Source organism: Halospina sp. K52047b (genome assembly GCF_008709855.1).
GTDB classification, from domain to species: domain Bacteria; phylum Pseudomonadota; class Gammaproteobacteria; order Pseudomonadales; family Oleiphilaceae; genus Halospina; species Halospina utahensis_B.
This window is the reverse complement of sequence record NZ_VYJH01000016.1, coordinates 35,027-57,641: the sequence shown is the minus strand read 5'-3', so window position 1 is coordinate 57,641 and position 22,615 is coordinate 35,027. Positions and strand designations below refer to the sequence as shown.

Annotated in this window: 26 protein-coding genes and 1 tRNA gene; 10 read left to right on the top strand and 17 right to left on the bottom strand. The window is 62.6% G+C overall.

Going from position 1 to position 22,615, the window contains the following annotated elements; genetic code table 11:
* Position 1: 1 nt before the first annotated feature.
* The gene (locus F3089_RS15085; RefSeq protein WP_151441610.1) at positions 2–622 is read right to left on the bottom strand and encodes an L-threonylcarbamoyladenylate synthase; all 621 of its coding nucleotides are present in this window, start codon (positions 620–622) and stop codon (positions 2–4) included.
* A 10-nt stretch (positions 623–632) separates the two neighbouring features.
* Entirely contained in the window at positions 633–950 is a 318-nt protein-coding gene (locus F3089_RS15080) for a BolA family protein (RefSeq protein ID WP_151441609.1), read from the bottom strand.
* Positions 951–1,021: 71 nt separating this feature from the next.
* On the opposite strand from F3089_RS15080, the gene F3089_RS15075 reads away from it, so the two are divergent.
* The 4 genes from F3089_RS15075 to F3089_RS15060 all read left to right on the top strand — a co-directional run bounded on the left by F3089_RS15075 (position 1,022) and on the right by F3089_RS15060 (position 8,133).
* On the top strand, positions 1,022–3,199 hold the full coding sequence (locus F3089_RS15075; protein WP_151441608.1) for a DNA topoisomerase III: 2,178 nt from the start codon (positions 1,022–1,024) through the stop codon (positions 3,197–3,199).
* 133 nt (positions 3,200–3,332) lie between these two features.
* Positions 3,333–4,034, top strand: coding sequence for a response regulator transcription factor (locus F3089_RS15070; RefSeq protein WP_151441607.1), 702 nt, complete (start codon positions 3,333–3,335; stop codon positions 4,032–4,034).
* Positions 4,035–4,051: 17 nt separating this feature from the next.
* Complete coding sequence (locus F3089_RS15065; protein WP_151441606.1) at positions 4,052–5,512, top strand: FecR domain-containing protein; 1,461 nt, start codon at positions 4,052–4,054, stop codon at positions 5,510–5,512.
* Positions 5,509–8,133 (top strand): CHASE2 domain-containing protein, encoded by a 2,625-nt coding sequence (locus F3089_RS15060; RefSeq protein ID WP_225741789.1) that lies wholly within the window; start codon positions 5,509–5,511, stop codon positions 8,131–8,133. Before F3089_RS15065 ends, F3089_RS15060 begins: the two co-directional genes overlap by 4 nt.
* Before the next feature lie 5 nt (positions 8,134–8,138).
* On the opposite strand, the gene F3089_RS15055 is transcribed toward F3089_RS15060, so the two are convergent.
* The gene (locus F3089_RS15055; protein WP_151441605.1) at positions 8,139–8,708 is read right to left on the bottom strand and encodes a fibronectin type III domain-containing protein; all 570 of its coding nucleotides are present in this window, start codon (positions 8,706–8,708) and stop codon (positions 8,139–8,141) included.
* On the opposite strand from F3089_RS15055, the gene F3089_RS15050 reads away from it, so the two are divergent.
* The 3 genes from F3089_RS15050 (at position 8,694) to F3089_RS15040 (ending at position 10,195) form a co-directional block, all read left to right on the top strand.
* Positions 8,694–9,194 carry a GNAT family N-acetyltransferase gene (locus F3089_RS15050; protein ID WP_151441604.1) on the top strand — a complete coding sequence of 167 codons (501 nt, stop codon included), beginning with the start codon at positions 8,694–8,696 and terminating at the stop codon, positions 9,192–9,194. The genes F3089_RS15055 and F3089_RS15050 overlap by 15 nt on opposite strands.
* 174 nt (positions 9,195–9,368) lie before the next feature.
* Positions 9,369–9,719, top strand: coding sequence for a hypothetical protein (locus F3089_RS15045; protein ID WP_095617789.1), 351 nt, complete (start codon positions 9,369–9,371; stop codon positions 9,717–9,719).
* A 35-nt stretch (positions 9,720–9,754) separates the two neighbouring features.
* Entirely contained in the window at positions 9,755–10,195 is a 441-nt protein-coding gene (locus F3089_RS15040; RefSeq protein ID WP_095617788.1) for a VOC family protein, read from the top strand.
* Here F3089_RS15040 and eda read toward each other — a convergent pair whose 3' ends face one another.
* Both eda and F3089_RS15030 read right to left on the bottom strand, forming a co-directional pair.
* The gene (gene eda, locus F3089_RS15035; protein ID WP_151441602.1) at positions 10,196–10,849 is read right to left on the bottom strand and encodes a bifunctional 4-hydroxy-2-oxoglutarate aldolase/2-dehydro-3-deoxy-phosphogluconate aldolase; all 654 of its coding nucleotides are present in this window, start codon (positions 10,847–10,849) and stop codon (positions 10,196–10,198) included.
* 1 nt (position 10,850) lies between these two features.
* Positions 10,851–11,534, bottom strand: coding sequence for a 6-phosphogluconolactonase (locus F3089_RS15030; protein ID WP_192497409.1), 684 nt, complete (start codon positions 11,532–11,534; stop codon positions 10,851–10,853).
* A 70-nt stretch (positions 11,535–11,604) separates the two neighbouring features.
* On the opposite strand from F3089_RS15030, the gene nudE reads away from it, so the two are divergent.
* Entirely contained in the window at positions 11,605–12,168 is a 564-nt protein-coding gene (gene nudE, locus F3089_RS15025; RefSeq protein ID WP_151441600.1) for an ADP compounds hydrolase NudE, read from the top strand.
* Here the strand turns inward: nudE and F3089_RS15020 are convergent.
* Positions 12,156–12,827, bottom strand: a complete 672-nt coding sequence (locus F3089_RS15020; protein ID WP_151441599.1) for a glutathione S-transferase — start codon at positions 12,825–12,827, stop codon at positions 12,156–12,158. The genes nudE and F3089_RS15020 overlap by 13 nt on opposite strands.
* 186 nt (positions 12,828–13,013) lie before the next feature.
* Between F3089_RS15020 and F3089_RS15015 the strand changes: the two genes are divergently transcribed.
* Positions 13,014–14,192 carry a DcaP family trimeric outer membrane transporter gene (locus F3089_RS15015; RefSeq protein ID WP_143421422.1) on the top strand — a complete coding sequence of 393 codons (1,179 nt, stop codon included), beginning with the start codon at positions 13,014–13,016 and terminating at the stop codon, positions 14,190–14,192.
* A gap of 25 nt (positions 14,193–14,217) precedes the next feature.
* Here F3089_RS15015 and F3089_RS15010 read toward each other — a convergent pair whose 3' ends face one another.
* On the bottom strand, positions 14,218–15,336 hold the full coding sequence (locus tag F3089_RS15010; RefSeq protein WP_151441598.1) for a hypothetical protein: 1,119 nt from the start codon (positions 15,334–15,336) through the stop codon (positions 14,218–14,220).
* Complete coding sequence (locus F3089_RS15005; protein WP_151441597.1) at positions 15,323–16,147, bottom strand: hypothetical protein; 825 nt, start codon at positions 16,145–16,147, stop codon at positions 15,323–15,325. The genes F3089_RS15010 and F3089_RS15005 overlap by 14 nt, the downstream gene beginning before the upstream one ends.
* A 131-nt stretch (positions 16,148–16,278) precedes the next feature.
* Here F3089_RS15005 and F3089_RS15000 point away from each other — a divergent pair, with 131 nt between their 5' ends.
* Positions 16,279–16,818, top strand: a complete 540-nt coding sequence (locus F3089_RS15000; RefSeq protein WP_151441596.1) for a hypothetical protein — start codon at positions 16,279–16,281, stop codon at positions 16,816–16,818.
* 30 nt (positions 16,819–16,848) lie between these two features.
* Here the strand turns inward: F3089_RS15000 and F3089_RS14995 are convergent.
* The 9 genes from F3089_RS14995 to infC form a co-directional block, all read right to left on the bottom strand.
* Positions 16,849–16,925: transfer RNA gene (locus F3089_RS14995), tRNA-Pro, on the bottom strand.
* 64 nt (positions 16,926–16,989) lie between these two features.
* On the bottom strand, positions 16,990–17,205 hold the full coding sequence (locus F3089_RS14990) for a hypothetical protein (RefSeq protein WP_151441595.1): 216 nt from the start codon (positions 17,203–17,205) through the stop codon (positions 16,990–16,992).
* A gap of 80 nt (positions 17,206–17,285) precedes the next feature.
* Complete coding sequence (locus F3089_RS14985) at positions 17,286–17,642, bottom strand: MerR family transcriptional regulator (protein ID WP_095617775.1); 357 nt, start codon at positions 17,640–17,642, stop codon at positions 17,286–17,288.
* Positions 17,620–17,925 carry an integration host factor subunit alpha gene (ihfA, locus tag F3089_RS14980; RefSeq protein ID WP_077528965.1) on the bottom strand — a complete coding sequence of 102 codons (306 nt, stop codon included), beginning with the start codon at positions 17,923–17,925 and terminating at the stop codon, positions 17,620–17,622. Before ihfA ends, F3089_RS14985 begins: the two co-directional genes overlap by 23 nt.
* Before the next feature lie 3 nt (positions 17,926–17,928).
* Positions 17,929–20,301: a phenylalanine--tRNA ligase subunit beta gene (pheT, locus tag F3089_RS14975; RefSeq protein WP_151441594.1), complete on the bottom strand. Its 2,373-nt coding sequence runs from the start codon at positions 20,299–20,301 to the stop codon at positions 17,929–17,931.
* 31 nt (positions 20,302–20,332) lie between these two features.
* Positions 20,333–21,331, bottom strand: coding sequence for a phenylalanine--tRNA ligase subunit alpha (gene pheS, locus F3089_RS14970; protein WP_095617773.1), 999 nt, complete (start codon positions 21,329–21,331; stop codon positions 20,333–20,335).
* Between the two features lie 96 nt (positions 21,332–21,427).
* The gene (gene rplT / locus F3089_RS14965) at positions 21,428–21,787 is read right to left on the bottom strand and encodes a 50S ribosomal protein L20 (protein WP_077528962.1); all 360 of its coding nucleotides are present in this window, start codon (positions 21,785–21,787) and stop codon (positions 21,428–21,430) included.
* Positions 21,788–21,821: 34 nt separating this feature from the next.
* Positions 21,822–22,013: a 50S ribosomal protein L35 gene (rpmI, locus tag F3089_RS14960; RefSeq protein ID WP_095617772.1), complete on the bottom strand. Its 192-nt coding sequence runs from the start codon at positions 22,011–22,013 to the stop codon at positions 21,822–21,824.
* A gap of 58 nt (positions 22,014–22,071) precedes the next feature.
* On the bottom strand, positions 22,072–22,614 hold the full coding sequence (gene infC, locus F3089_RS14955) for a translation initiation factor IF-3 (RefSeq protein ID WP_077528960.1): 543 nt from the start codon (positions 22,612–22,614) through the stop codon (positions 22,072–22,074).
* Position 22,615: the final 1 nt, after the last annotated feature.

Here is a 22,615-nt window from a genome sequence, read left to right as displayed (position 1 = left end):
CCTACTGGAACGGCGTAACGTCGCCCTTGCCCTCACGCAGCAGCACGGGTACGTCACCACACAGGTCCACAACCGTGGTCGGCTCGCGCCCGCAGTAACCGCCCTCAATCACCAGATCCACGTGGTGCTCCAGGCGGTCACGGATCTCCTCGGCATCACTCATGGGCCACTCGTCACCCGGCATCAGCAGGGTTGAGCTCATGATGGGTTCGCCCATCTCCGCCACCAGCGCCTCCACAATGCGGTTATCCGGCACGCGGATGCCGATCTGGCGGCGTTTGGGATGCAGCAGCCGGCGCGGCACCTCACTGGTGGCGTCCATGATCCAGGTATAGGGGCCCGGCGTGTGGGACTTGAGCAGCCGGAACTGGACGTTGTCCACCTTGGCGTAGGGGCCGATGTCCGACAGGTCCTTACACACCAGGGTGAAATTGTGCTTGTCGTCCAGGTTGCGCAGCCACTTGATGCGTTCAGCCGCTTTTTTCTCGCCCAACGCGCAGCCGAACGCGTAGGCGGAATCCGTGGGGTAGGCGATCACGCCGCCCTGTTTCAGGATCTCCACGGCCTGGCGCACCAGCCGGGGCTGTGGGGTCTCCGGATGGATCTCAAAGAACTGGCTCATTGGCGCCTCCTCAGCCGGCCTGGGATCCGCCCATGCAGGGCGGGGACTCAGGCGCCCCACTCTCGCGGGACTGCCATTCGTCCGGAGTGTAGAGATGCAGCGTGAGCGCGTGGACCCCCTGTTTCAGCGGCTCATCCAGCGCGCCATAGACGGCCTGATGGCGACCCACGCGGCGTTTGCCCTCAAACGCACCCGCCACCATCACCACCTTGAAGTGGGTCTCGGAGTTGGGCGGCACCGCGTGCTGATGGCTTTCGTTCTCCACCGAAAGCACTTCAGGACTGAAATGCTCCGTCAGGAGAGCCTCGATCTGGGAATGCAGCGACATGCCACCTCCGGCGTCCGCGGATTCGTTACAATGCGCAGTCGAGTCTAGCACAGCGTCCGGCAGGAGCCCGAATGCGCCTCTATATTGCGGAAAAGCCCTCACTGGCCCGCGCCATTGCCACCGCCATCACCAACAGCCCCCAGCGCCGGCAGGGCTACCTGGACTGTGGCGGCGGGGTATACGTGAGCTGGTGCGTGGGTCACCTGCTGGAGCCCATTGAACCCGGGGATTACCGCCCGGAATGGCGGCGCTGGCGCATGGAGCTGCTGCCCATGATCCCGGAGGACTGGCAGCGCCGCCCCAAAGAGGACGTGCGCGACCAGCTGACGGTGCTTGAACGGCTGACGGCTCAGGCGCAGGAGGTCATCCACGCCGGCGACCCGGACCGGGAAGGCCAGCTGCTGGTGGATGAGGTACTGGAATGGTGTGGTGTGCGCGGCGCCGTCCGCCGCGTGCTGATCAACGATCTCAACCCTCCTGCCGTGCGCCGCGCCCTTGAGGAAGAAAGCAGCAACCAGCGCTTTGCCCCGCTCAAGGCCTCGGCGGAGGCACGCCAGCGCGCGGACTGGCTCTACGGCATCAACCTGAGCCGCGCCTACACCCTTCACCACCAGCAGCAGGGCAAGGAGGGAGTCTTCTCAGTGGGCCGTGTCCAGACGCCCGTTCTCGGGCTGGTGGTCGCACGGGACCGGGCCATCGAGGACTTCGAGCCCACGCCCTGGTTCCAGCTGGATGCCGCCCTCGCCCCGCCGGACACGCCGGACGCCCTGTTCCGGGCCCGCTGGCAGCCCGGCGAAGCGCATTCCGCCCATATCGACGAGGAAGGCCGCCTGCTCCGGCGCAAACCCGCCGAGGACGTGAAAGCGAAGGTCACCGGGCAGGATGGCGAGATCACGGACGCCCGCTTCCGCGAACGCAACGAGGCACCACCGCTGCCGCTCTCACTCTCCGTGCTCCAGATCACGGCCGCCAAGCGCTACGGGCTGGGTGCCGAACAGGTGCTCAGCGCCGCCCAGTCCCTCTACGAGAAACACCGCCTCATCACCTACCCGCGCTCGGACTGCCGCTACCTGCCCGAAGCGCACTGGGAGGACCGCCAGGAACTGCTCGAAGCCATCCAGCGCAACCTCCCGGATCTGGCCCCCGAGGGCGTGCCGGACGATCCCGGCCGCCGCAGCCGTGCCTGGGACGACGGGAAAGTAAGCGCCCACCATGCCATCGTTCCCACCCGCCGGGTGATGGACCTGCAGAAGCTCAGCACCAACGAGCGGGCCGTCTACGACCTGGTGGCCCGTTTCTACCTGATGCAGTTCGAGCACGACGCCATCCACCGCGAGGGGCACCTGAGCGCGACCATTGCCGGCGAGCATTTCCGGGCTCGGGAGACCGGCCTGCTGTACGCGGGCTGGAAACGGCTGGAACCCGTTCAGCGCCGCCAGGAAGCGGAAACGCCCAAAGCCCCCCTGCCGCGGCTGGATCCCGGCACACCAGTCCATTGCCACGAGGCCCGCTGCCTGGAGAAAACCACCCGGCCCCCTCTGCCGTTCACGGACGCCTCCCTGCTCTCGGCCATGACCGGCATCGCCCGCTTTGTAAAAGACGAGGCCCTGCGCCGCACCCTTCGCGAGACCGACGGCCTGGGCACGGAAGCCACCCGCGCGGCCATTATCCAGACTCTTTTCAACCGGGACTTCCTGTACCGTGAAGGCCGCTCCATCCATGCCACAGCCAAGGGTCGTGCCCTGATCGATGGCCTGCCGGAAGACGCGACCACCCCGGACCGCACCGCCATCTGGGAATCCCGGCTGGAAGCCATCCGCCAGGGCGAGGCGGACACGGACGCCTTCCTGACCCAGCTCGCCAGCGACATCCGCACCCTGATCGAACCCGCCCGCAGCAACTTCGCCCCACCGGAACCGGAACAGACCGGTGTCCACTGCCCACGCTGCCGGGCCCCGATGCGCCGGCGCAGTGGCCCTTATGGGGAATTCTGGTCCTGTTCGCGCTTTCCCGGATGCAAGGGAACGCGCCGCATCACAGAGCAGCCGGACCCCCAGGATGAACCGCAGGCGCAGGCTGAGGGGACATCGGATGGCATGGACCAGGCGCCGGTGCCCTGCCCCTATTGCTATGCGCCACTGGTCCGCCGCAATGGACGTAACGGCCCCTTCTGGGGCTGCAGCCGATACCCTGGCTGCCGCACCACGGTACCGGACCGTGACGGGAGACCCGACACCCGTGCCGTTTGACATGATTTCAGGGAATACCGCCAACGCCTTGAGAAAGCAGTGGCACTGATCCATGTTACCCTTTACAACATTTCAACAACTGCACCACAGGATCGGCCTGTGGAATGCTGTATGAAGGAACCCGGAGGGCCCAATGCGCATTGCACTTCTGGAGGATGAGCAGGAACAGGCGGACCGCATCGCGGAGCTGCTTGAGAAAGACGGGAAACAGTGCGACTGCTTCCCGACCGGTCAGGCGTTTCTCAGTGCCGTCACCCACAAAAGTTACGACCTGCTGATTCTCGACTGGCAGATTCCCGACATCGACGGGATCGAGGTCCTGCGCCAGGTCCGGCTCAACCTGGATTGGCCCATACCGGTACTGTTCGTGACCCAGCGCGACAGCGAACAGGACATCATCCAGGCCCTGGACGCCGGTGCCGATGACTACCTGGCCAAACCGCTGCGCCCGGGCGAGCTGCTGGCACGGGTTCGGGCGCTGCTGCGCCGGGTTCATCCGGAAGTGGAGAAGGAGGAGCTGGTCTTCGGGCCCTTCGTGATCAACACCACCAAACGCACCATCCACTGCCACGGTGAACTGATCGAACTGACGGACAAGGATTTCGACCTGACCCTGTTCCTGTTCCAGAACCAGGGCCGGCTGCTCACCCGGGAAATGCTCCTTGAGCGGGTCTGGGGCGTATCCAGCGACATCAATACACGGACCGTGGACACACACATGAGCCGCCTGAGACGGCGGCTGGGCATCAAGCCGGAGAATGGCTACCGCATCAAGACCATCTACCAGCGCGGTTACCGGCTGGAAGCGGTGGACCAGGAGGCCGAAAGCGCCTGAAGGCGGGTTGGAGTTCCATGGGGCAGCAGGCAGTCGCAACCAGTTCAGTAGCACGCGGACCAATCCGTCTGTGGCCCTTCGTGATGGCCGCAATGGTGCTCTGCGCCATGCCAGCCAGCGGCGATGTCGCGCGCGGTTCCGCCAACGCGGAGCTCACCCTGGCACCGGCCCCCGCGGATTCCGATGGCGACTGGACCTACACCATCAAACCCGATGACACCCCAGCGGCCATCGCCGACCGCCTCCTCTCTGAAAACCGCAGTGCCGGCCAGCTCATGGGTTACAACAGCCGGGCACGGGATGCAGCGCTGGAGCCCGGCAACACGCTCCAGGTGCCCGTTCAGTGGCTGGAACGCCGCCCCAGACCGGCCAGGGCAATTGCCGTGCGTGGCCAGGCCTGGCGGACCAGTCACCCGGAAGGCACCCGGGATCTGCTGGACGAAGGCGACCGCCTGAACGTCGGTGATGGCGTACGCACCGCCAGTGATGGCTATGCCCGCATCAGGCTGGCGGACGGCTCCACGCTGGCCATCGAGCCGGACTCCCGCCTGCAGTTCAACCGCCTGACCCAGTATGGCCGTGGTGCCATGGCCGATACCCGCATGAACCTGAAGCAGGGCCGCATCGAAACGCATGTGGAACCCACGGAAGAGAACGGTTCGCGGTTCGAGATCCATACGCCTTCCGCCGTGGCCGCCGTGCGTGGCACCCGTTTCGGCCTCGAAGCCCGCGAGGACGGCACCCTCCTGGAAGTGCGGGAGGGCGAAGTCTGGTTCGGCACCCGCCAGGACATGCAACCGATCCGCGAAGGCTATTCCGCCTTCCTTTCGCCCGGCCCCGGCTCAGAGCCGGTGATCCGGCCCCTGCCACCCACATCACAGCTCGCCTCGAACGCGGACGGCCTTGAATCCGAGGTCCCCCTGCAGGCTCGGCCGGCAACGCTGCAGACCCCCGCCCAGGACGCCACCGTGAAACAGGGGCAACCGGAATTCGAGTGGTCTCTCCAGGGCGACTCCGAGCAGGCCCGTGTCGAAGTGGCACGCTCGGCCGCATTCGAGGAAACCATCGCCACCAGTGCCTGGGAAACCGGTGACAGCGCACGCGTGAATGAACCACTGGAACCGGGCCAGTATTGCTGGCGGGTGGCAACACGCGCCGGCGGCGATAGCACGGCGACCAGCCCGGTGAACTGTTTCAGGCTTGCCGGCAGCCTGGACGCTACCCGTGTCATCAGTGCCAATACCATCGACGACCGCGTCAACCTGTACTGGCAGAGCGTTGACAGTGCCGATGGCTACCGCATTCAGATCGCCGAAGACCGTGATTTTGAGCGCATCGTGCAGGACCGGGAGGTCAGTGAACCCGAAATCCGGATGCGCCTGGACCCCGGAGAGCGCTATCATGTGCGCGTAAAGGGCCTGGCTCCACCACCCATGCACAGTGACTGGGGAGAGGTTCGCGAAATCGCCGTGGAATGAACCACGAACCGGAAGGGATCTTCCGTATTATGGAAACCGCCGAGCTGCTGCCCTCCCGCCGTCTGGCACGCTGGCATCTCGCCCTGCCCCTGCTCGCCGTGCTGGTTCTGCTGCTCAGTACCTCCACCACCCAGCGGCTGGACTTCTGGCTGCACGACACCTTCATCCGCCTGATGCCGGTCACACCACCGGACGACCTGGCCATTGTCGCCATTGATGAGAAGAGCCTCGAAGCCCTGGGCCGCTGGCCCTGGCCCCGCCACCGCCATGCCAGCCTGATCAATCGGTTGGATGAGGCGGGTGCCGGACCCATCGCACTGGATATACTGTTTACCGAGCCCTCGCAAAATGGTCACGACGACCGGCTCCTGGCCGAGGCCATGGAACGCCACGGCAACGTGATTCTGCCTCTGCATATCTTCCCGGGAGACAGTGAAACGCCGTTGCGGGAATTCCTGCCGACTGCCCGGCTGACCCGGGCAGCAACGGCCCTGGGCCATGTGCATGCGGAACTGGACGACGATGGCATCGCCCGCACTCTGTTCCGGCGCCAGGGACTGGGAGAGGCCACCTGGCCCAGCCTCGCCGATGCCGTGGCCATGCAGGCCGGAATCCAGCGCCGGGCACCTGCGGCGACGGAACAGGCGGCGCCCTACGTGAACGTACGCAGCCACCGTGTCCATGTTCCCTTCACCCGGACCGGAGCGATTCCGCGCTTTTCCTATATTGACGTACTGAAAGGCCGGGTACCGGATTCCCGGCTTGCCGGCCGCACGCTTTTTGTAGGCCACACCGCCGCCGGCTTTGGCGATGTGCTGCCCACGCCCCTGTCCGGGCGCGGCAACCCCCTGACCGGGGTGGAGTTCCACGCCAACGCCTATGCCGCCATGGCCAGGGACCGGCTGATCCATCCGGGATCGCTGTGGCCTGTGGCCGCTACCGGCATCGCTATCATCCTGCTGATCACACTGGCGTTTCCGCGCATGCGGCCAACGCGCACACTGCTGCTCAGCCTCGGCCTGACCGCTCTGCCCCTGCTGCTCAGTGCCCTCGCCATGCGCTGGCTCCAGCTCTGGATGCCCCCTGCGGCGCCGGCAGTGGTGGCGGCACTCGCCTTTCCCCTCTGGACGGCGGAGCGCCTGGCGCTGCTCACCCATTTCCTCAACCGCCAGCTGGACGCACTCGGCCATGAGCGCGATGTGCCCACCAGCGAGCTTGCGGATACAGCACCAGCACGCCTTCTGGAACATCTGGAGGAACTGCTGGGCGCACGGGATGGCTGGCTTGTTACCGAGGGGCAAGCAGTACGGGGGCAGCCTCCCGTGACCACCCACCAGTTCCAGCAACCCGGTAAGTGGCAGCACGAGGCCACCACCAGCCGTGTCCGCTTCCACCGCAACGGTGCCTGGCATGAGCTGGGCCTGGTCTGGCCCACGAGCGGTACGGACGATGCACGGCGCGCCTATCTGAACCGCCTGCCCCTGCACGCCGGAACCGCGTCCGCCGCCATCAAAACCAGCCGTGAACGACTGTCACGCCGTATCCAGCGCGTTCATTCCGCAGCGCTCAACCTGGCCGGCATGCGCCGGTTCATCGGCACAGGATTCGAGCGTATGCCGGATGGGGTCATTGTGACCGACGCCCTGGGTGTGATCGAGTTCGTTAACGGGCACATTGCGGTGTGGTTCGGCACCCCCCGCGAGAGCCTGCAGGGCATGCCACTGGCCCGGCTTCTGGCGGGTTCGGTACCCTACACGACCCCGCCACCCGGAACCCGGGACTGGCGCGACGCCGTCCTGTCGGTACTCACTGGCGGCACTCCCCTCACGGCGGAACTGCCACTCGGGCAGCAGACCCTGCTGTTTCACCTGACGCCCTTCGGCCGGAGCCCCTGGCGCCAGCCCGGCCTGATTGCCAACTTCTCGGACATCACCGATCTGCGTGAGCGCCAGCGCCAGTATCGCGAAGCGATTGATTTCATCTCCCACGACATGCGCTCCCCCCTGGTCTCGCAGCTGGCGCTGCTGGATCAGCTCCAGCGCGAGAACCGTCATGCGGACCCGGAGACATTGGGCCAGATTGCTCGCCTGGCCCGGCGCAGCTATGAACTCGCGGAAGAATTTGTTCAGCTGGCCCGGGCCGAGGACCTCACAGAGAAACGCTTCTATGAATGCGAACTGCTGACCATTGCCGAGAACGCGGTGGATGCCGTCCAGCAGCAGGCCCGCAGCCGGGGAATCCGGATCGAACTGGAAGGGGAAGAGGATCTGTGGCTGCAGGGCAATGCGGAACTGCTGGAGCGGGCCGTGATCAACCTGCTGACCAATGCCCTGCAGTACAGCCCTGAATCCACGGAAGTCGCGGTCACAGTGGAGAAAGCCGGAGGCTATGGCATTGTGGCGGTGGCGGATCAGGGGCCAGGCATTGCCCCCGAGGACCAGCCCCTGGTGTTCCAGCGGTTCCGTCGCCAGCAGGACCAGGAGATGGGCGGCCCGCACGGGGCGGGCCTGGGCCTGGCCTTTGTCCAGACCGTGGCCGAGCGTCATGGCGGCACTGTGGATCTGGTCAGCACCCTGGGGCGCGGGGCCACCTTCCGGCTGTATCTGCCCCTGGTGGACTGAATCGTTCAGATCGTCTTGTCGACCAGATCCGCCTTGGGACTTTCTCTTCCAGACTTATCGACCGTCGTTACAGAGAAATACCAAGTCCCGTCGTTGAGGTCACTGATCTCATATTGCATATCGACACAGTTGGCACATTCCACCTTCTTCTGATTGCTCAGATTATCAGGGTCTTTCCCCCAGTACACGACATAGTGACCTACGTCATAATAGTCAAAGTCACTTCCGTCTATCCGATTCTCAGGGTTTGTCCAGCTCAGCACCGCACTGTCCGGCTTCACACTAGCCGTTTCCTGGGTGCTATCCTGATTACTGCTGCGATCAGCTTCACTGCCCTCCGATCCGGAGTCGGAACCGCCACCTCCCTGGCAACCGGCCAGAACCAGACCAAGGATCAGGCTGCTGGCCGCACGGATAACCAATTTTCTGGCGGGATATGACATCTTTTTGCACCGGTTTGTTGACATTTCAGTGCCAAGGCTACCCGCCAACTTTGTAAAAGTGTGTTTAATCCAGATGTGTTTTGGTACGTTGCCGGAGACAGCACTGAGGTCAGCACCATGAACGCGATCCACTACCAGCGCCTGCTTCCGGAAGCGGACACCGCCCCGCTTCTGAGCCTCTACAGACGCAGCATCGCCTCGGTGGATGACGGTTTCTATTCAGCGGCACAGCGCCATGCCTGGACCCAGTGGGCGGTGGATGCGGCGGGCGCGGATGCACAGCTGCGGCAGGGGCTGACCGTGGTGGCGCTGGCCGACGGCAGCTCCGTGGGGTTTGCCCAGCTCTGCCCGGCGCACCTGGTGAACATGCTGTATGTGGACGACAGCTGGCAGAGGCAGGGAATAGGAAGAACCCTTGTTACCCAACTCGAGACCGTTGCCCGCCAGAGCGGCATTGCCACCCTGAGCACGCGGGCAAGCGACGTCTCCCAGCCCCTCTTTCGCAGCCTTGGCTTCGAGCCGGTACGGCGTGAGCAGATCCGCGGCACCAGGGGCGTTACCCTGATGCGCACCCTGATGCACAAGCCGCTGCACCGCCACTCCGACCAGCGACCTTGACTGAGTGCACAGTCCTTTAAGGCAAATGCGTGCGCCCCTTCACACGTCGGGCACAAAATGAACTAGAGTTTGTAAACAGACGTAACATGATGTATTGGATGCTGCGGCCGCAAAGGCATAATGGCGGTTGATCCTAACCGCGCAAGCCGGCAGGCACAGGGGAGGCGATACAGGGTGCTGCTCAGATCTCTCTGGCGACGAAGCAGACGGCAATCGGAAAAATCCGGCAACAACGGGTTCCGGCTGCGTGATCATCTGACCTACACCGGTGACTACCACCTGGAGCGCCTGAGCAAACTGCTGGAACTGCGCTACCAGCGGAAATTCCCCTGGAACAGTGACGACAGTATCCGGGACATGATCCATTTCGCCTCCCGGGTTCAGGATCAGGATATCCAGCGCGAGCTGCTGCTGTTCTATCTGAACTGCTCCCCTGCCGTTCAGGAGTATCTACGCAGCGGCGGCATTGTCGATGCCTCCCATTACATCCACAATCCCAACCGCAACGGGGACGGTTCCGACTGACCCCGCCTGTCACGTTCCACAACAGGAGGCACCCCATGGAATACCTGCACACCATGGTCCGAGTCAGTGACCTTGAGCAGTCCCTGCACTTCTACTGCAACCTGCTCGGCATGGAAGAGGTCAGCCGCCGGGACAGCGAGAAAGGCCGGTTCACACTGGTGTTCCTGTGCGCACCGGGCGACCGTGATTCCGCACACGCCAATAAATCGCCCATGCTGGAGCTGACCTGGAACTGGGATCCGGAAGAATACACTGGCGGCCGCAACTTCGGGCATCTGGCCTACCGCGTGGAAAACATCTACGAGCTGTGCCAGTACCTGCAGGACAACGGTGTCACCATTAACCGCCCACCCCGGGATGGTCGCATGGCATTCGTGCGCTCGCCGGACGGCATCTCCATTGAACTGCTGCAGAAAGGGGACGCACTGGAGCCCCAGGAACCCTGGGCCTCGATGGAGAACACCGGCACCTGGTGATCAGTCCAGATCCCTGAGGGTATCCGCCGCAAGCTGTTCGAGCCCGGGCCAGTCCCGGGCCCTGATCCGTTCCTCCGGCACCAGCCAGGTACCGCCAACCGCGGCCACATTCGGCTCCCGCAACCAGATCCTGGCATCCTCCCCGCTGATACCGCCGGTTGGCACCAGCCAGGCCTCAGCAAAAGGCCCCAGAAGGGAGCGTACCATGGGTAGACCACCACTGGCCGCCGCCGGAAAGAACTTGAACCCGCGATAGCCGAACTCAAACCCTTTCAGCAGTTCCGTCGGGGTTGCGACACCCGGCAGCAACGGAATGCTGGCCGTAACACCATACCGCAGGAGGGTGTGCGAGGCTCCGGGGGAGACGGCAAAATCGGCCCCCGCATCAATGGCGCTGTGATAATCCTCGATGGAGCGCACCGTCCCAGCCGCCAGCACCAGTTTCGGGAAGCGCCTGCGCAGGCGCTGGAGCGCCGGCAGGCCGGCGGATGTCCGCAGTGTGACTTCCAGAACGCGGATGCCACCGCTGATCAGCGCGTCGGCTACCGGTTCCGCGTCGGTTTCCTCGTCCAGGGTCAGTATTGGCACCACCCGGGCACGGCGCAGCCAGTGCTCAAGATCGTGCTGGTGATGGCAGCCAAAGTCGCTGTGCATATCAGGGGCTCCAGTAAACGCTCAGAGGGGCCGAAAGCAGACGGGCCACAGGGTATGCCTGCCAATCCAGGTCGCTTGCCTCAATCCGTTCCAGCAGCGCCCGCTTGGCATCCCCGGAAATCAGCAGCATCCGCTCCGTGGCCTGTGCCAGGGCCGGCCAGTTCAGGGTGAGCCGTTCAACCGGCCCGCTCGCGGCATGGGTCGCCACCACCGCGGGCCCGGCCGTGTTCCGGAGGGCCTCAAGTGATGCCGCATCCCCTGGGAACCAGGAGGCACTGTGCCCATCCTCGCCCATGCCCAGAACCGCCACAACCGGTGGCCATGGCACACGGTCCATCAGGGCCCGGGCCTCCAGGGGCTGATCCAGGGGCACAAAGCGGGCACCGGCGGCCTGGCCGGTCAGGAGACTTCGGCGGATCAGCCATTCATTGCGGGATTCCGGCTCCGGCGGACTGACCCGTTCGTCCACCGGCATCACCCACACCCGCTCCCAATCCAGGGCACAGTCAGCCAGGCATTCAAAGAACTGGACCGGTGAACGCCCTCCCGAGACCAGGAGGGTGACCGCCTCGCTCCGGGCCAGTACCCGGCGCAGGGCACTGGCCACATGACCCGCCAGCGCCTGGGCCTGAGCTTCCCTGTCGCTGAACAGGTGCCACTCTGGAGTATACCGGTTGCCATTCATAGTTTTGCGCCCTGCTGCCATTCCAGCCAGACTGTTGGCCTTACCGTCTCACAGAACAGGCCCTGAAACCATGGAAAACAAGCCCGAGATACTGGACACACGACTGGTCGCCCGCAGCCGACTGTTCGGGATCGAGGAAGTGCATCTGCGTTTCACCAACGGCACCGAATGCGAGTTCGAACGCCTGCGCACCCCGCCGATCGCCGGCATCATGTGCGTACCGCTTCTGGACGACGACACCGTGGTGCTGATCCGTGAATACGGAGTGGGAACCGAGGAATACCACATCACCCTGCCCAAGGGCGGTACCGAACATGGCGAGGACTGGCGCGAGACCGCCAACCGGGAGCTCCAGGAGGAAGCCGGATACCGGGCGGAACACCTTGCCTGGATGAAGGACATGACCCTGTCACCGGGCTACATGGGCCATCACATCCGGGTGATCCTCGCCGAGGGGCTGAGCGAGTCCCGCCTCCCGGGCGACGAACCGGAACCGCTGGAGGTCTTCACCTGGAAGCTCTCACAACTGGACGATCTGGTGGCCCGGGAGGACATGAACGAGGCCCGGGTGATCGCCGCCCTGTACATGGCCCGGGATCTGAAACAGGGCGGCAGGCCGGTTCAGGAGGCGTAGGCGTACTCGCCGCCGGCCTCCAGGGCGCGCCGGTAGGCCGGGCGCTGCTGGTAGTTCTGCACGTAACGGGCAATGTTGGGGTAACGCCGCCCCGCCATCCCGGAAGCCACCACCGCTTCCAGCGGGAAGCTCATCTGGATGTCCGCCGCTGTAAGGCGCCCATCCACAAACCAGTCCTCGCGCGCCAGATGGTCCTCCACAAAATCCAGGTGGGAGGCGATGAGCGGACCCAGGAACATCTTATGGGTCTTGTCGGCAATGCCTTTGGCTACGGGCCGCGCGAAGAACGGCATGGGCCCGGTGCGGACCTTCTCGAACACCAGCCGCATGACCAGTGGCGGCATGAGTGACCCTTCCGCGTAATGCATCCAGAAGGTCCAGTCCAGAAATCCCTCATCCCCTTCTTCCACCAGCAGACGCCGCTCCGGGTCCTTGCGGGCCAGGTAATCCACGATGGCGCCGGATTCGGCAATCACCCGCCCTTCGTCCTCAATGACCGGGGACTTTCCAAGGGAATGGACCCGTTTGAGACTTTCCGGTGCCAGGCTGGATTTCGGGTCCCGCTGGTGATGCTGGATGCGGTAGTCCATACCCAGCTCCTCCAGCATCCAGAGAATGCGCTGGGACCTCGAGTTGTTGAGGTGGTGCAGTGTGATCATGGGTGCTTCCTGCGTTGAGACGGGTGTACCGATTCACTACGCAGGGCGTGCGGCCACGGATCAATGGATTTCGACCAACGTCTAATTGCGGCAACCCCGTACGCCACGCAGGCTCATTCTTAACGGAAGACAGCAGTCGTTCCGGAATGAGCCGTGCTCAAGCTCTGTCTAAAAGGAGAAATCACAATGAACAAAAAACTCTCAGTGACTGCCCTCGCGATTGCCATCGGCGCCGCCTCCAGCGGTGTCCAGGCTCAGGATCTCGAGGAGCGGGTTTCCGCACTGGAGAACACGCCGCTGGCGAATACGAATTTTGATGTTGGTGGGTTTATCAAGCTGGATTCCCACCTTACCCAGGCGACAGATGGCGACTCCTCGGCGTCCGAGGAATTCCTCGTTCCTTCCGCAATTCCCACAGGGGGCGATAACAGCAGCACAAACTACAACACAAACGCAAAGCAAAGCAGGATCTTCTTCAAGACAACAACAGACACTGATATCGGTGAAGTAGGTACCTATATTGAAGTGGACTTCCGCGGTGCTGGCGGTAATGAGAATGTCTCAAACAGCTATGGGACCCGCCTCCGTCATGCCTTCATGACGTTTCAGGACTTCACCATTGGTCAGACCTGGTCCACCTTTCACGACGTAAGCGTTCTGCCGGAGAATCTGGATTTCGTCGGCCCGGTAGGCACCATTTTCAATCGTCAGGCTCAGATCCGTTACAGCCCGGGTAACTGGGATTTCGCAATCGAAAACCCTCAATCCAACCTTCAGGACGACGTGGGCGTAGCAACTAACTTTGACAACTCAAGCGTTCCAGACCTGGTCGCCCGTTACAACGTTCCCATGGATTCAGGACATGCGAGTGTCGCTGTTCTGGGACGTGAAGTCTCCTATGAAGGTGACTTCGCCACGGATCAGGATACCCGCGAAAAAGCTTATGGGTATGGTGTTTCCCTCTCTGGCAAAATGCCAGTAGGTGATCAAGGCAGCGATATCCGGGCCCAGCTTAACGCTGGCAACCTTGGACGCTACATCGCTCTTGGCGCCTTTAACCCTGGCTATGTCGAAAGCAACGGTGATATCGAGCTTATCAACCAGATGGGCGGCTTTGTCTCCTATCGTCACATCTGGACCTCCCAGTGGCGCTCCAATTTTACAGTTTCACACGTTTCCTCGGATAACGATGATGAGATGGGCAACGTGATGAAGAGCGCCAGCAGCGCACATGCCAACCTCATCTATTCGCCAATCTCCAACCTGGATCTCGGTGGCGAAGTAATCTGGGGGGACAAGGAGATGGAAAGTGGCAGCAACGGTGAGCTGCACAGGCTGCAGTTCACCGCCAAGCTCGGGTTCTGATCCGGACCCGTTATCCTGCGGATCATCATCCGTGCTCCGTTTGGCCGCCACCCTGTGTGGCGGCCTTTTTAATGGTATCCAGTGGGGTCAGCATCCTGCGGATACGGAGCCTGTGGCGGCCATTCAGCTGCTCCAACCGTTCAGACAGCGCCCGGGAGAGCTGGCGCCTCAGATCATCACGCACGCCATTAAGCCCTTCCCTTAAACGCTGTTCCAGCCTGTCCCGATTCGCCCACTCGTCCGCCTCGATCATGGCCCAATCGATACTGATCCAGGCAGCGGTACCCGCAACAAGGCCACAGCCTACCGCCAGCGGCCCTGTCGCTCCGCAGATACCCAGTCCCGCCAGCGCCGCTGATCCGGCCCTTGAGGCGACCCTGCCCGCACCCCGGGCTGCTGCAGCGCGGCCTCCGGAGGCCACCGCCGCGCGTGTTGCCGCCCGCCACACCAGCGCCCCCGTCGCAATCCCCCCTGCACCGCTCAGGGCCAGGCGGTTCTCCAGCCTGCTGCGCTCATCCGCCATGACCCCTGACGACAGCCCATCCAGATCCAGTGCACGGGGATCATTCTCCCTGGCGTGGTTGAGGGGCGGGGGCACCTCATAGTCCGACAGGGCGGCCTTCATCATACGGCGCCACCCCGTCCGGGTCCGCTCCGCATAGCGGCCCGCATCCGTTGCAAGCCCACGCTCCAGCACCACCAGACGCGAACGGAAATCCGCCTCCTCAAACAACAGTTCCTCGGTTCTGCCGACCACCAGCGCCCTGCCTTCAAAGCCCATTTTCTCCAGCGCCCATCCACTCAGGCGGGTGTATTCACCCCCGAGGCTGTAGTACCAGTCCAGAAACGCCGGGACCTGCTTCTCGACAGGTTCGAAGAGCCGGACCATACCCCGTTCGAGACGCGCCTCCAGCCCCTCCCGTGCGAGGGCACCCCCAAGGCGGAACCAGATCCCCGAACGCGCCTGAAGTGCCGGCAGGCGGGATTGCGGCACCCGATAGTGACTGCCATCAAGCACCAGATGCAGACGTGCCTCCCTGGGCGCTTCCCGCTGATGGAATGCGCCGGCGCCGTACCAGCCGGCCACCAGCAACGCACCGACGAGAACCAGCCCCAACCCTTTCAAGCGCTCACGCCCCGCCATCGCGCAGCCTCCCCGCCAGGACACCGTTGAACAGCACCAGCAGAGCCATTACGAACAGGCTCTGGCGTACCAGCACGGAAACCCATACCCCTGCCCTGAACCAGTACGGCTGATCCAGGGCCGTAACCTGCTGCGCCACCCACTGCTCCGCGCCCTGCCAGGCCGCAACCCACTGCGTGCCTTTCTCCACGACCACGCTCGCGGCCGCTTCACGGTCGGTAACGTGCCAGAGTGCCTGCTCCAGGGTCGCCTCCCGGAAATCCGGCTGGGGCTGCACCAGCGCCCATAGCATCAGACACAGAACCATGACAACGCCAGTACCCCACTGACCCACCCGCGTTAACAGCTCCGGGCGGTAAACCGGTGAGGCATCTCGCCAGAACACCCGATCCGCGATGGCGCGCACCAGCACGAACAGCAATACCGCCACCAGCATCAACCGCCAGATCTCCGGCTCCTCCCCGATCCGGACCGCTGTCAGAAGCAGAATCGCGGCCAGTACGCCCGCTTTGCCCAGCTGGATGACGAACAGACACAAACCGCCGCGCAGACGCCGGTTCCATGGGCTTTCCGGGTAGAGATAGGCACTGCGCCAGGCCCTTCGCCTGATCCGTGCCCGTCGGAACAGGCCCCGGAGCATGACGAGCGAAACAACCACCCAGATCGCAACCACCCAGCCGGTTGCCAGAACCCGCCCCTGAAGCATGAACAGCCAGAGCGCGGCGACCCACAACAGCAGCATGGCCGCGTGCCCAATGAGACGGGACCGCTCTGCCGGAGCGTTCACAGGTAAGCGCGGAGTCATTGTCATGGGTTCATTCTGGCACAGCAGCCAATCATACTGCTTGAACACTTTCTGATCAGGTCGTACCTTGTAAGAACAGACCCCGAAGCACAGCGGTCTCGGAGCCTGTTCAACCCTGAATGAACAGGAGGTGCCCTATGAAACGCCTTTTCTATCTTGTCGACCAGATGGACAGCGTGGAAGCCATTTCCGAGGATCTGCACCAGGAAGGCATAACGGACTGGCGGTTCCATATCCTCAGCCGGGACGAAGCAGGCCTTTTCACCCGTAAACTGCACAGTGCCAGCCTTTTTGACCGCACTGACCTGGCCCGTTACACGGAACGCGGCGCGATAGTCGGCGGCCTGTTCGCCCTGGCTTTCATTGCGACGGCACAGTGGACCCAGGCATTCACCATGCCCGCAGCCGCCTGGATCGCCCTGTTCCTGTTCATGGTGGCGGCCGGCGCCTTTCTTGCGGGTTTCGGCGGCATCGGTGCAGAGAATTACCGGGTACGCCGGTTCCACGACGCCATTGAGAATGGCCAGCACCTGGTCATGGTCGATGTGAGGAAAAAGGATGAGGAGCGCATGAAGGAACTCATGACCCAGAGGCATCCGGAAGCACGTCTCCAGAGAGAGACATCGGCTTTCAATAATCCCTTCGTGGAGGAAGACGGGAAGCCCCATCTGTTCTGACTAGGGGAATAAACGATTCAGGAAGGAAATTGGTCGGGACGGCAGGATTTGAACCTGCGGCCTCTGCTCCCCCAGAGCAGCGCGCTACCAAACTGCGCCACGCCCCGACCCATATAGTGCTGCAGAACAGCGGTGCAAATAATACCGGATGGAACCGGTAAATAAAAGGGGTCAGTTCAGGGCTCTGCCCAATTCCTTCAGCGCCACAAGCCGCGCAATGTAGGAGACCTTCACGCCCAGCGCGAAGATAAGCATGGAAACGTGAGCAGCGATCTGGCCCACCATGCTGATGTAGTCAGCGAAGGGATAGGCGACGAGCACACAGACGCCGATGGCGACGAGGCAAAGAGCCAGGGCACTGTTGGCGATGAGAAGAAAACGTTCCATGGGATCAACCACTATATGATTCATTTTGCATGAATCATATTAGGGAAGGCGGATAGCGAATTCAAGCCGGTGAGCTGATCTCAGGTGTTGAGAACGTTCAGCACGTCTTCCAGTTCGGTGATCATCTGGCGGATGAGCTGCTTGTACTGGGTATCTTCTTCCTTGGTGTCTTCACTGCTCAACTTCTGCTTGGCACCACCGATGGTGAACCCCTGATCGTACAGAAGGCTCCGGATCTGGCGGATGAGGAGGACGTCCGCGCGCTGATAGTAGCGCCGGTTGCCACGCCGCTTGACCGGGTTGAGCTGCGGGAACTCCTGTTCCCAGTAGCGCAGCACATGCGGTTTCACATAGCACAGCTCCGCCACTTCACCAATGGTGAAGTAGCGTTTGCCCGGGATGGCCGGCAGTTCGTTATTGTGGCTGGGTTCCAGCATAAGCTTCCACTTTCTGCTTGAGCTTCTGGCCGGGCCGGAAGGTCACGACACGCCGGGCGCTGATCGGGATCTCTTCCCCGGTCTTGGGGTTCCGGCCGGGGCGCTGACGCTTGTCCCGTAAATCAAAGTTGCCAAAGCCACTGAGCTTGACCTGCTCATTATGGCCCAGCGCCTCGCTGATTTCGCCGAAGAACGCCTCCACCATTTCCTTGGCTTCACGCTTATTCAGTCCCAGCTCTTCATAGAGCCGTTCTGCCATGTCGGCCTTGGTCAGTGCTGCCATTCGCTAACTCCTCAACTGCGCGCCCAGCCTTGTGCTCAGTGCGTTGGTCACGCCATCCAGCAGTTCCTGGACTTCAGCGTCACCCAGGGTGCGTTCCGGATGCTGCCAGAACAGGCTCAGTGCCAGGCTCCGGCAGCCCTCCTTCACGTGTTCGCCCTGATAAACGTCGAACACCCTGAGCCCGGTCAGCAGCTCCCCGGCCGCTTCCCGGGCTACATTCTCAACGGCGGCCCATTCCGTTTCCTCATCCACAAGCATAGCCAAATCACGGCGAACTTCAGGAAATTTTGAAAAAGCTTTGAAATGAGGGACATGCCCGTTGAGAACTGTTTCCAAGCTTAGTTCATAAAGACAGACGTTGCCATTCAGATCCAATGATTTCTGGATTCCCGGATGCAGTGTGCCGATCCAGCCCACCGGCTGACCCTCGCTGTAGACCCGCGCCGACTGGCCCGGATGCAGCGCTGGATGGCGCTCACGGGCGAAACGGAAGTTCTGCCCCAGCATCGCCCCCAGGGATTCCAGATCACCCTTGGCATCATAGAAGTCCACTTCCCGGTTGCCGTTGACCCAGTTCTCACTGGCGACTGGCCCGCTGAGCAATGCGCTCAGCATCCCCTCCTGTTCAATGGCCTGCCCCTGGCGCTCAAACCGGAGCCCGGTCTCAAACAGCCGCACCCGGTGCTGCTGGCGTTTCTGGTTGTACGCCAGAGTCTCCAGCAGCCCGGGCCAGAGGCTGGAGCGCATGACCGCCATGTCGGCGGAAATGGGGTTGGCCAGCTCAATGCCTTCCGCGTTCGGGGTAACCTGCTTCTGCCGCTCCGGCGAGATGAAGCTGTAGGTAATGGCCTCCTGATACCCCAGGGCCACCAGATGATCACGGACCCGGTCCAGTGGCCGGCGGGATTCCGGCTCAGCGCGCAGACGCAGGCGTCCTTCGGGCTCGGTGACCGGCATGCGGTTGTAGCCATAGATGCGCCCGATCTCCTCGATCAGGTCCACTTCCAGAGCAATATCGAAACGGAAGCTGGGGACTTCCACCTCCCAGCCATCGCGGTAAAGATGCACCACCCGCAGCCCCAGCCGGGCCAGGATTTCCTCGGCGGTGGTGCGGTCGATGGTCATGCCCAGCACCGCGTTGACCCGCTCTTCCCGCAGATGGACGGTCTGCTGGGCAGGCAGGTGCTGCTCGCTCACCACCTCAATGACTTCTCCCGGTTCACCACCGACGATGGAAAGCAGCAGCGCTGTGGCCCTTTCGGTAGCGGCCCGCTGCAGGCGCCAGTCCACGCCACGCTCAAAGCGGTGCGAGGAATCCGTGTGCAGACCGTGCGCGCGCGCCTTGCCCGCCAGCCTGACCGGATCGAAGAACGCGCTTTCAAGCACAATGTCCCGGGTGTGTTCCGATACACCGGAGCCTTCACCGCCCATGATACCGGCCAGCGCTACGGGCCTGCTGTGATCCGCGATCACCAGGTTATCCGTTCCCAGGGTCAGTTCCTGGCCATCCAGGAGGGTCAGCTTCTCCCCTTCCGAGGCCATGCGCACGACGATGCCACCCTGCACATGAGCGCGGTCGAACGCGTGCATGGGCTGGCCCAGCTCAAGCATCACGTAATTGGTAACGTCCACAACCGGGTCGATGCTGCGGATCCCCGAGCGGCGCAGGCGTTCCTTCATCCAGACCGGCGTTTCCACGGCAACATTCACGTTGCGGATGATGCGCCCGACATAACGCGGGCAGGCCGCGGCGGCGTCCACCCGGATGGAGGGAATCTCGGAATGCGTGGCCGGAACCGGGTCGGGCACCAGATCCTCAAAGGGCTCTTCGGTCAATGCCCCGAGATCCCGTGCCACACCACGAATGGAAAGGCAGTCGCTGCGGTTCGGGGTAAGATCCACATCCAGGCTCTGATCGTCCAACTGCAGCCATTGGCGAAGATCCGCACCGGGTTCGGCTTCAGAGGGCAGCTCCATCAGGCCCTCTGCTGCATCAGACAGCGCCAGCTCCGATTCGGCGCAGAGCATGCCGTTGGACGTCTGCCCGCGCACCTCGGTACGCTGGATCGACATGCCCCCGGGCAGGCTGGCACCTGGCCGCGCCAGCGGCACCCTGAGGCCGCCCCGGACGTTGGGCGCCCCGCAGACCACATCCAGGGTTTCCCGGCCATCCCAGACCCGGCAGAGGCTCAGCTTGTCCGCCTCTGGATGGGGTTCAACCGCCGTCACTTCCCCGACAACGACCCCCTCGAAGGCGCCGGCAACCGGCTCAACCTCATCCACTTCCAGGCCGGCCATGGTGATGGCCTCAACCAGTTCGTTGCTGCTCATGCGGGGATTGACCCATTCCCGCAACCACTGTTCGCTGAACTTCATCGGTCTGAATCCTGTTTATTCCAATCGGGCTTCAACGGAACTGGCGCAGGAAGCGCAGATCGTTCTCAAAGAACTGGCGCAGATCGGTCACGCCATAGCGCAGCATCGCCAGGCGCTCCACGCCCAGGCCAAAGGCAAATCCGGCCCACTGTTCCGGGTCCACGCCACAGTTCTCGAATACCCTGGGATGCACCACACCGCAGCCCATGACCTCCAGCCACTTGGTGCTGCCGTCCGCTTCCCGGCCCCATTCAATGTCCACCTCGGCGGAAGGTTCCGTGAAGGGGAAATAGGAGGGACGGAAACGCACCGCCAGGTCCTCTTCAAAGAACGCCCGCAGGAACGCCTCGATGGTGCTCTTGAGATCCGCGAAACTGGCGTGGCGATCCACCAGAAGCCCTTCCACCTGATGGAACATGGGCGTGTGGGTGAGATCCGAGTCACAGCGGTAGACACGCCCCGGGCAGATCATACGGAACGGCGGCTCGCCATTCTCCATGGTACGGATCTGTACCGGCGACGTATGGGTTCTCAGCACCGTGCCCGGATTGAAGTAGAAGGTGTCGTGCATGGCTCTGGCCGGGTGGTGCTCGGGAATGTTCAGAGCCTCGAAGTTATGGTGGTCGTCCTCGATCTCAGGACCTTCCGCCACCTCATAACCGGCACCACCGAAAATGGCCTCTATACGGCGCAGCGTGCGCGTCACCGGATGCAGACCACCCGCATCACGCCCGCGCCCCGGCAGGGTCACGTCGATGGATTCGGAAGCAAGCCGGGCCTCCATGGCCTCCGCTTCGAGCCGTTCCTTCTTTTCGGCAATAGCGTTCTGGACCTGCTCCTTGGCCTGGTTGATGCGCTGACCCGCCGCCGGGCGCTCCTCGGCGCTGAGCTGGCCCAGTGTCTTGAGCAGGGCCGTGAGATGCCCCTTCTTGCCCAGGTAGTCAACGCGGACCTGTTCAAGCTGCTTCAGGTCCGTACTCGCCTCAACCGCGTTCAGCCCCTGCTTGAGCAGGGATTCCAGGTTCTCCATGCAACGGACTCCAAAAAAATAGGGGAAGAGCGTGCTCTTCCCCTACTGATCCAGGTTGGGCCCTGACGGGCCGGTTTTCAGCGGACGATGAAGAGCTCAGGCCGCCAGTGCGGTCTTGGCCTTTTCCACCACTGCCGAAAACGCCTGCTTTTCATTCATCGCCAGATCCGCCAGAACCTTGCGATCAATCTCGACGTTGGCCTTCTTGAGGCCCGCGATCAGGCGGCTGTAGGACAGACCGTTGGCGCGCGCGCCGGCATTGATACGGGCGATCCACAGCGCACGGAACTGACGCTTGCGCTGTTTGCGGTCGCGATAGGCGTACTGCTTCGCCTTGATGACCGCCTGTTTCGCAACACGATAGACACGGCTCCGGGCACCGTAGTAGCCCTTAGCCTGCTTCATAACCTTTTTGTGACGACGGCGCGCCACCACACCACGTTTAACGCGAGGCATAATCCAATCCTTTTATCTACTGACCTGAAACGGTTTACTGACGAAGCATGCGACGGATATGAACCTCGTCGCTCTTGTTCACCTGAGTCGTACCACGAAGCTGACGCTTCCGCTTGGGACTCTTCTTGGTCAGGATATGACTGGTATGCGACTGCTTGCGCTTGAAGCCGTTGGCCGTCTTCTTGAAGCGCTTGGCCGCCCCGCTGTTGGTTTTCATCTTGGGCATTTCAACTACTCCGCATTCGGTATCAGATAATGATGGATGACGGCTCGCAGAGAGGCCGTCATTTCTTCTTCCGGGGGGCAACCACCATGGTCATCTGACGACCTTCCATCTTGGGCCGCTGCTCAACCTGAGCCAGCTCCTCGATGTCGGATTCCACACGCTGCATAAGCTGCATGCCGATTTCCTGGTGGGCCATCTCACGTCCGCGGAAGCGGATGGTGACCTTGCCTTTGTCCCCCTGCTCAAGGAAACGTATCAGGTTGCGCAGTTTGACCTGATAATCCCCTTCTTCAGTTCCAGGCCGGAATTTGACTTCCTTGATCTGGATCTGTTTCTGCTTCTTCTTGGCGGCTGCCCGGGCTTTCTTCTCCTCGAACAGCTTCTTGCCATAATCCATGATCCTGCAGACCACGGGGTCCGCGTCTGAGGCCATCTGGACCAGATCCAGCTCCACCTCCGCGGCTTTTTCGAGCGCCTCTTCAAGAGGCACGATACCCACTTGATTGCCTTCTGAATCGATCAGGCGAACTTCGGATGCATCGATGTTCTCGTTGATCGGTGGACGCTGGTTGCGCCCACCACGCGGGTTCGACTTTTTGATA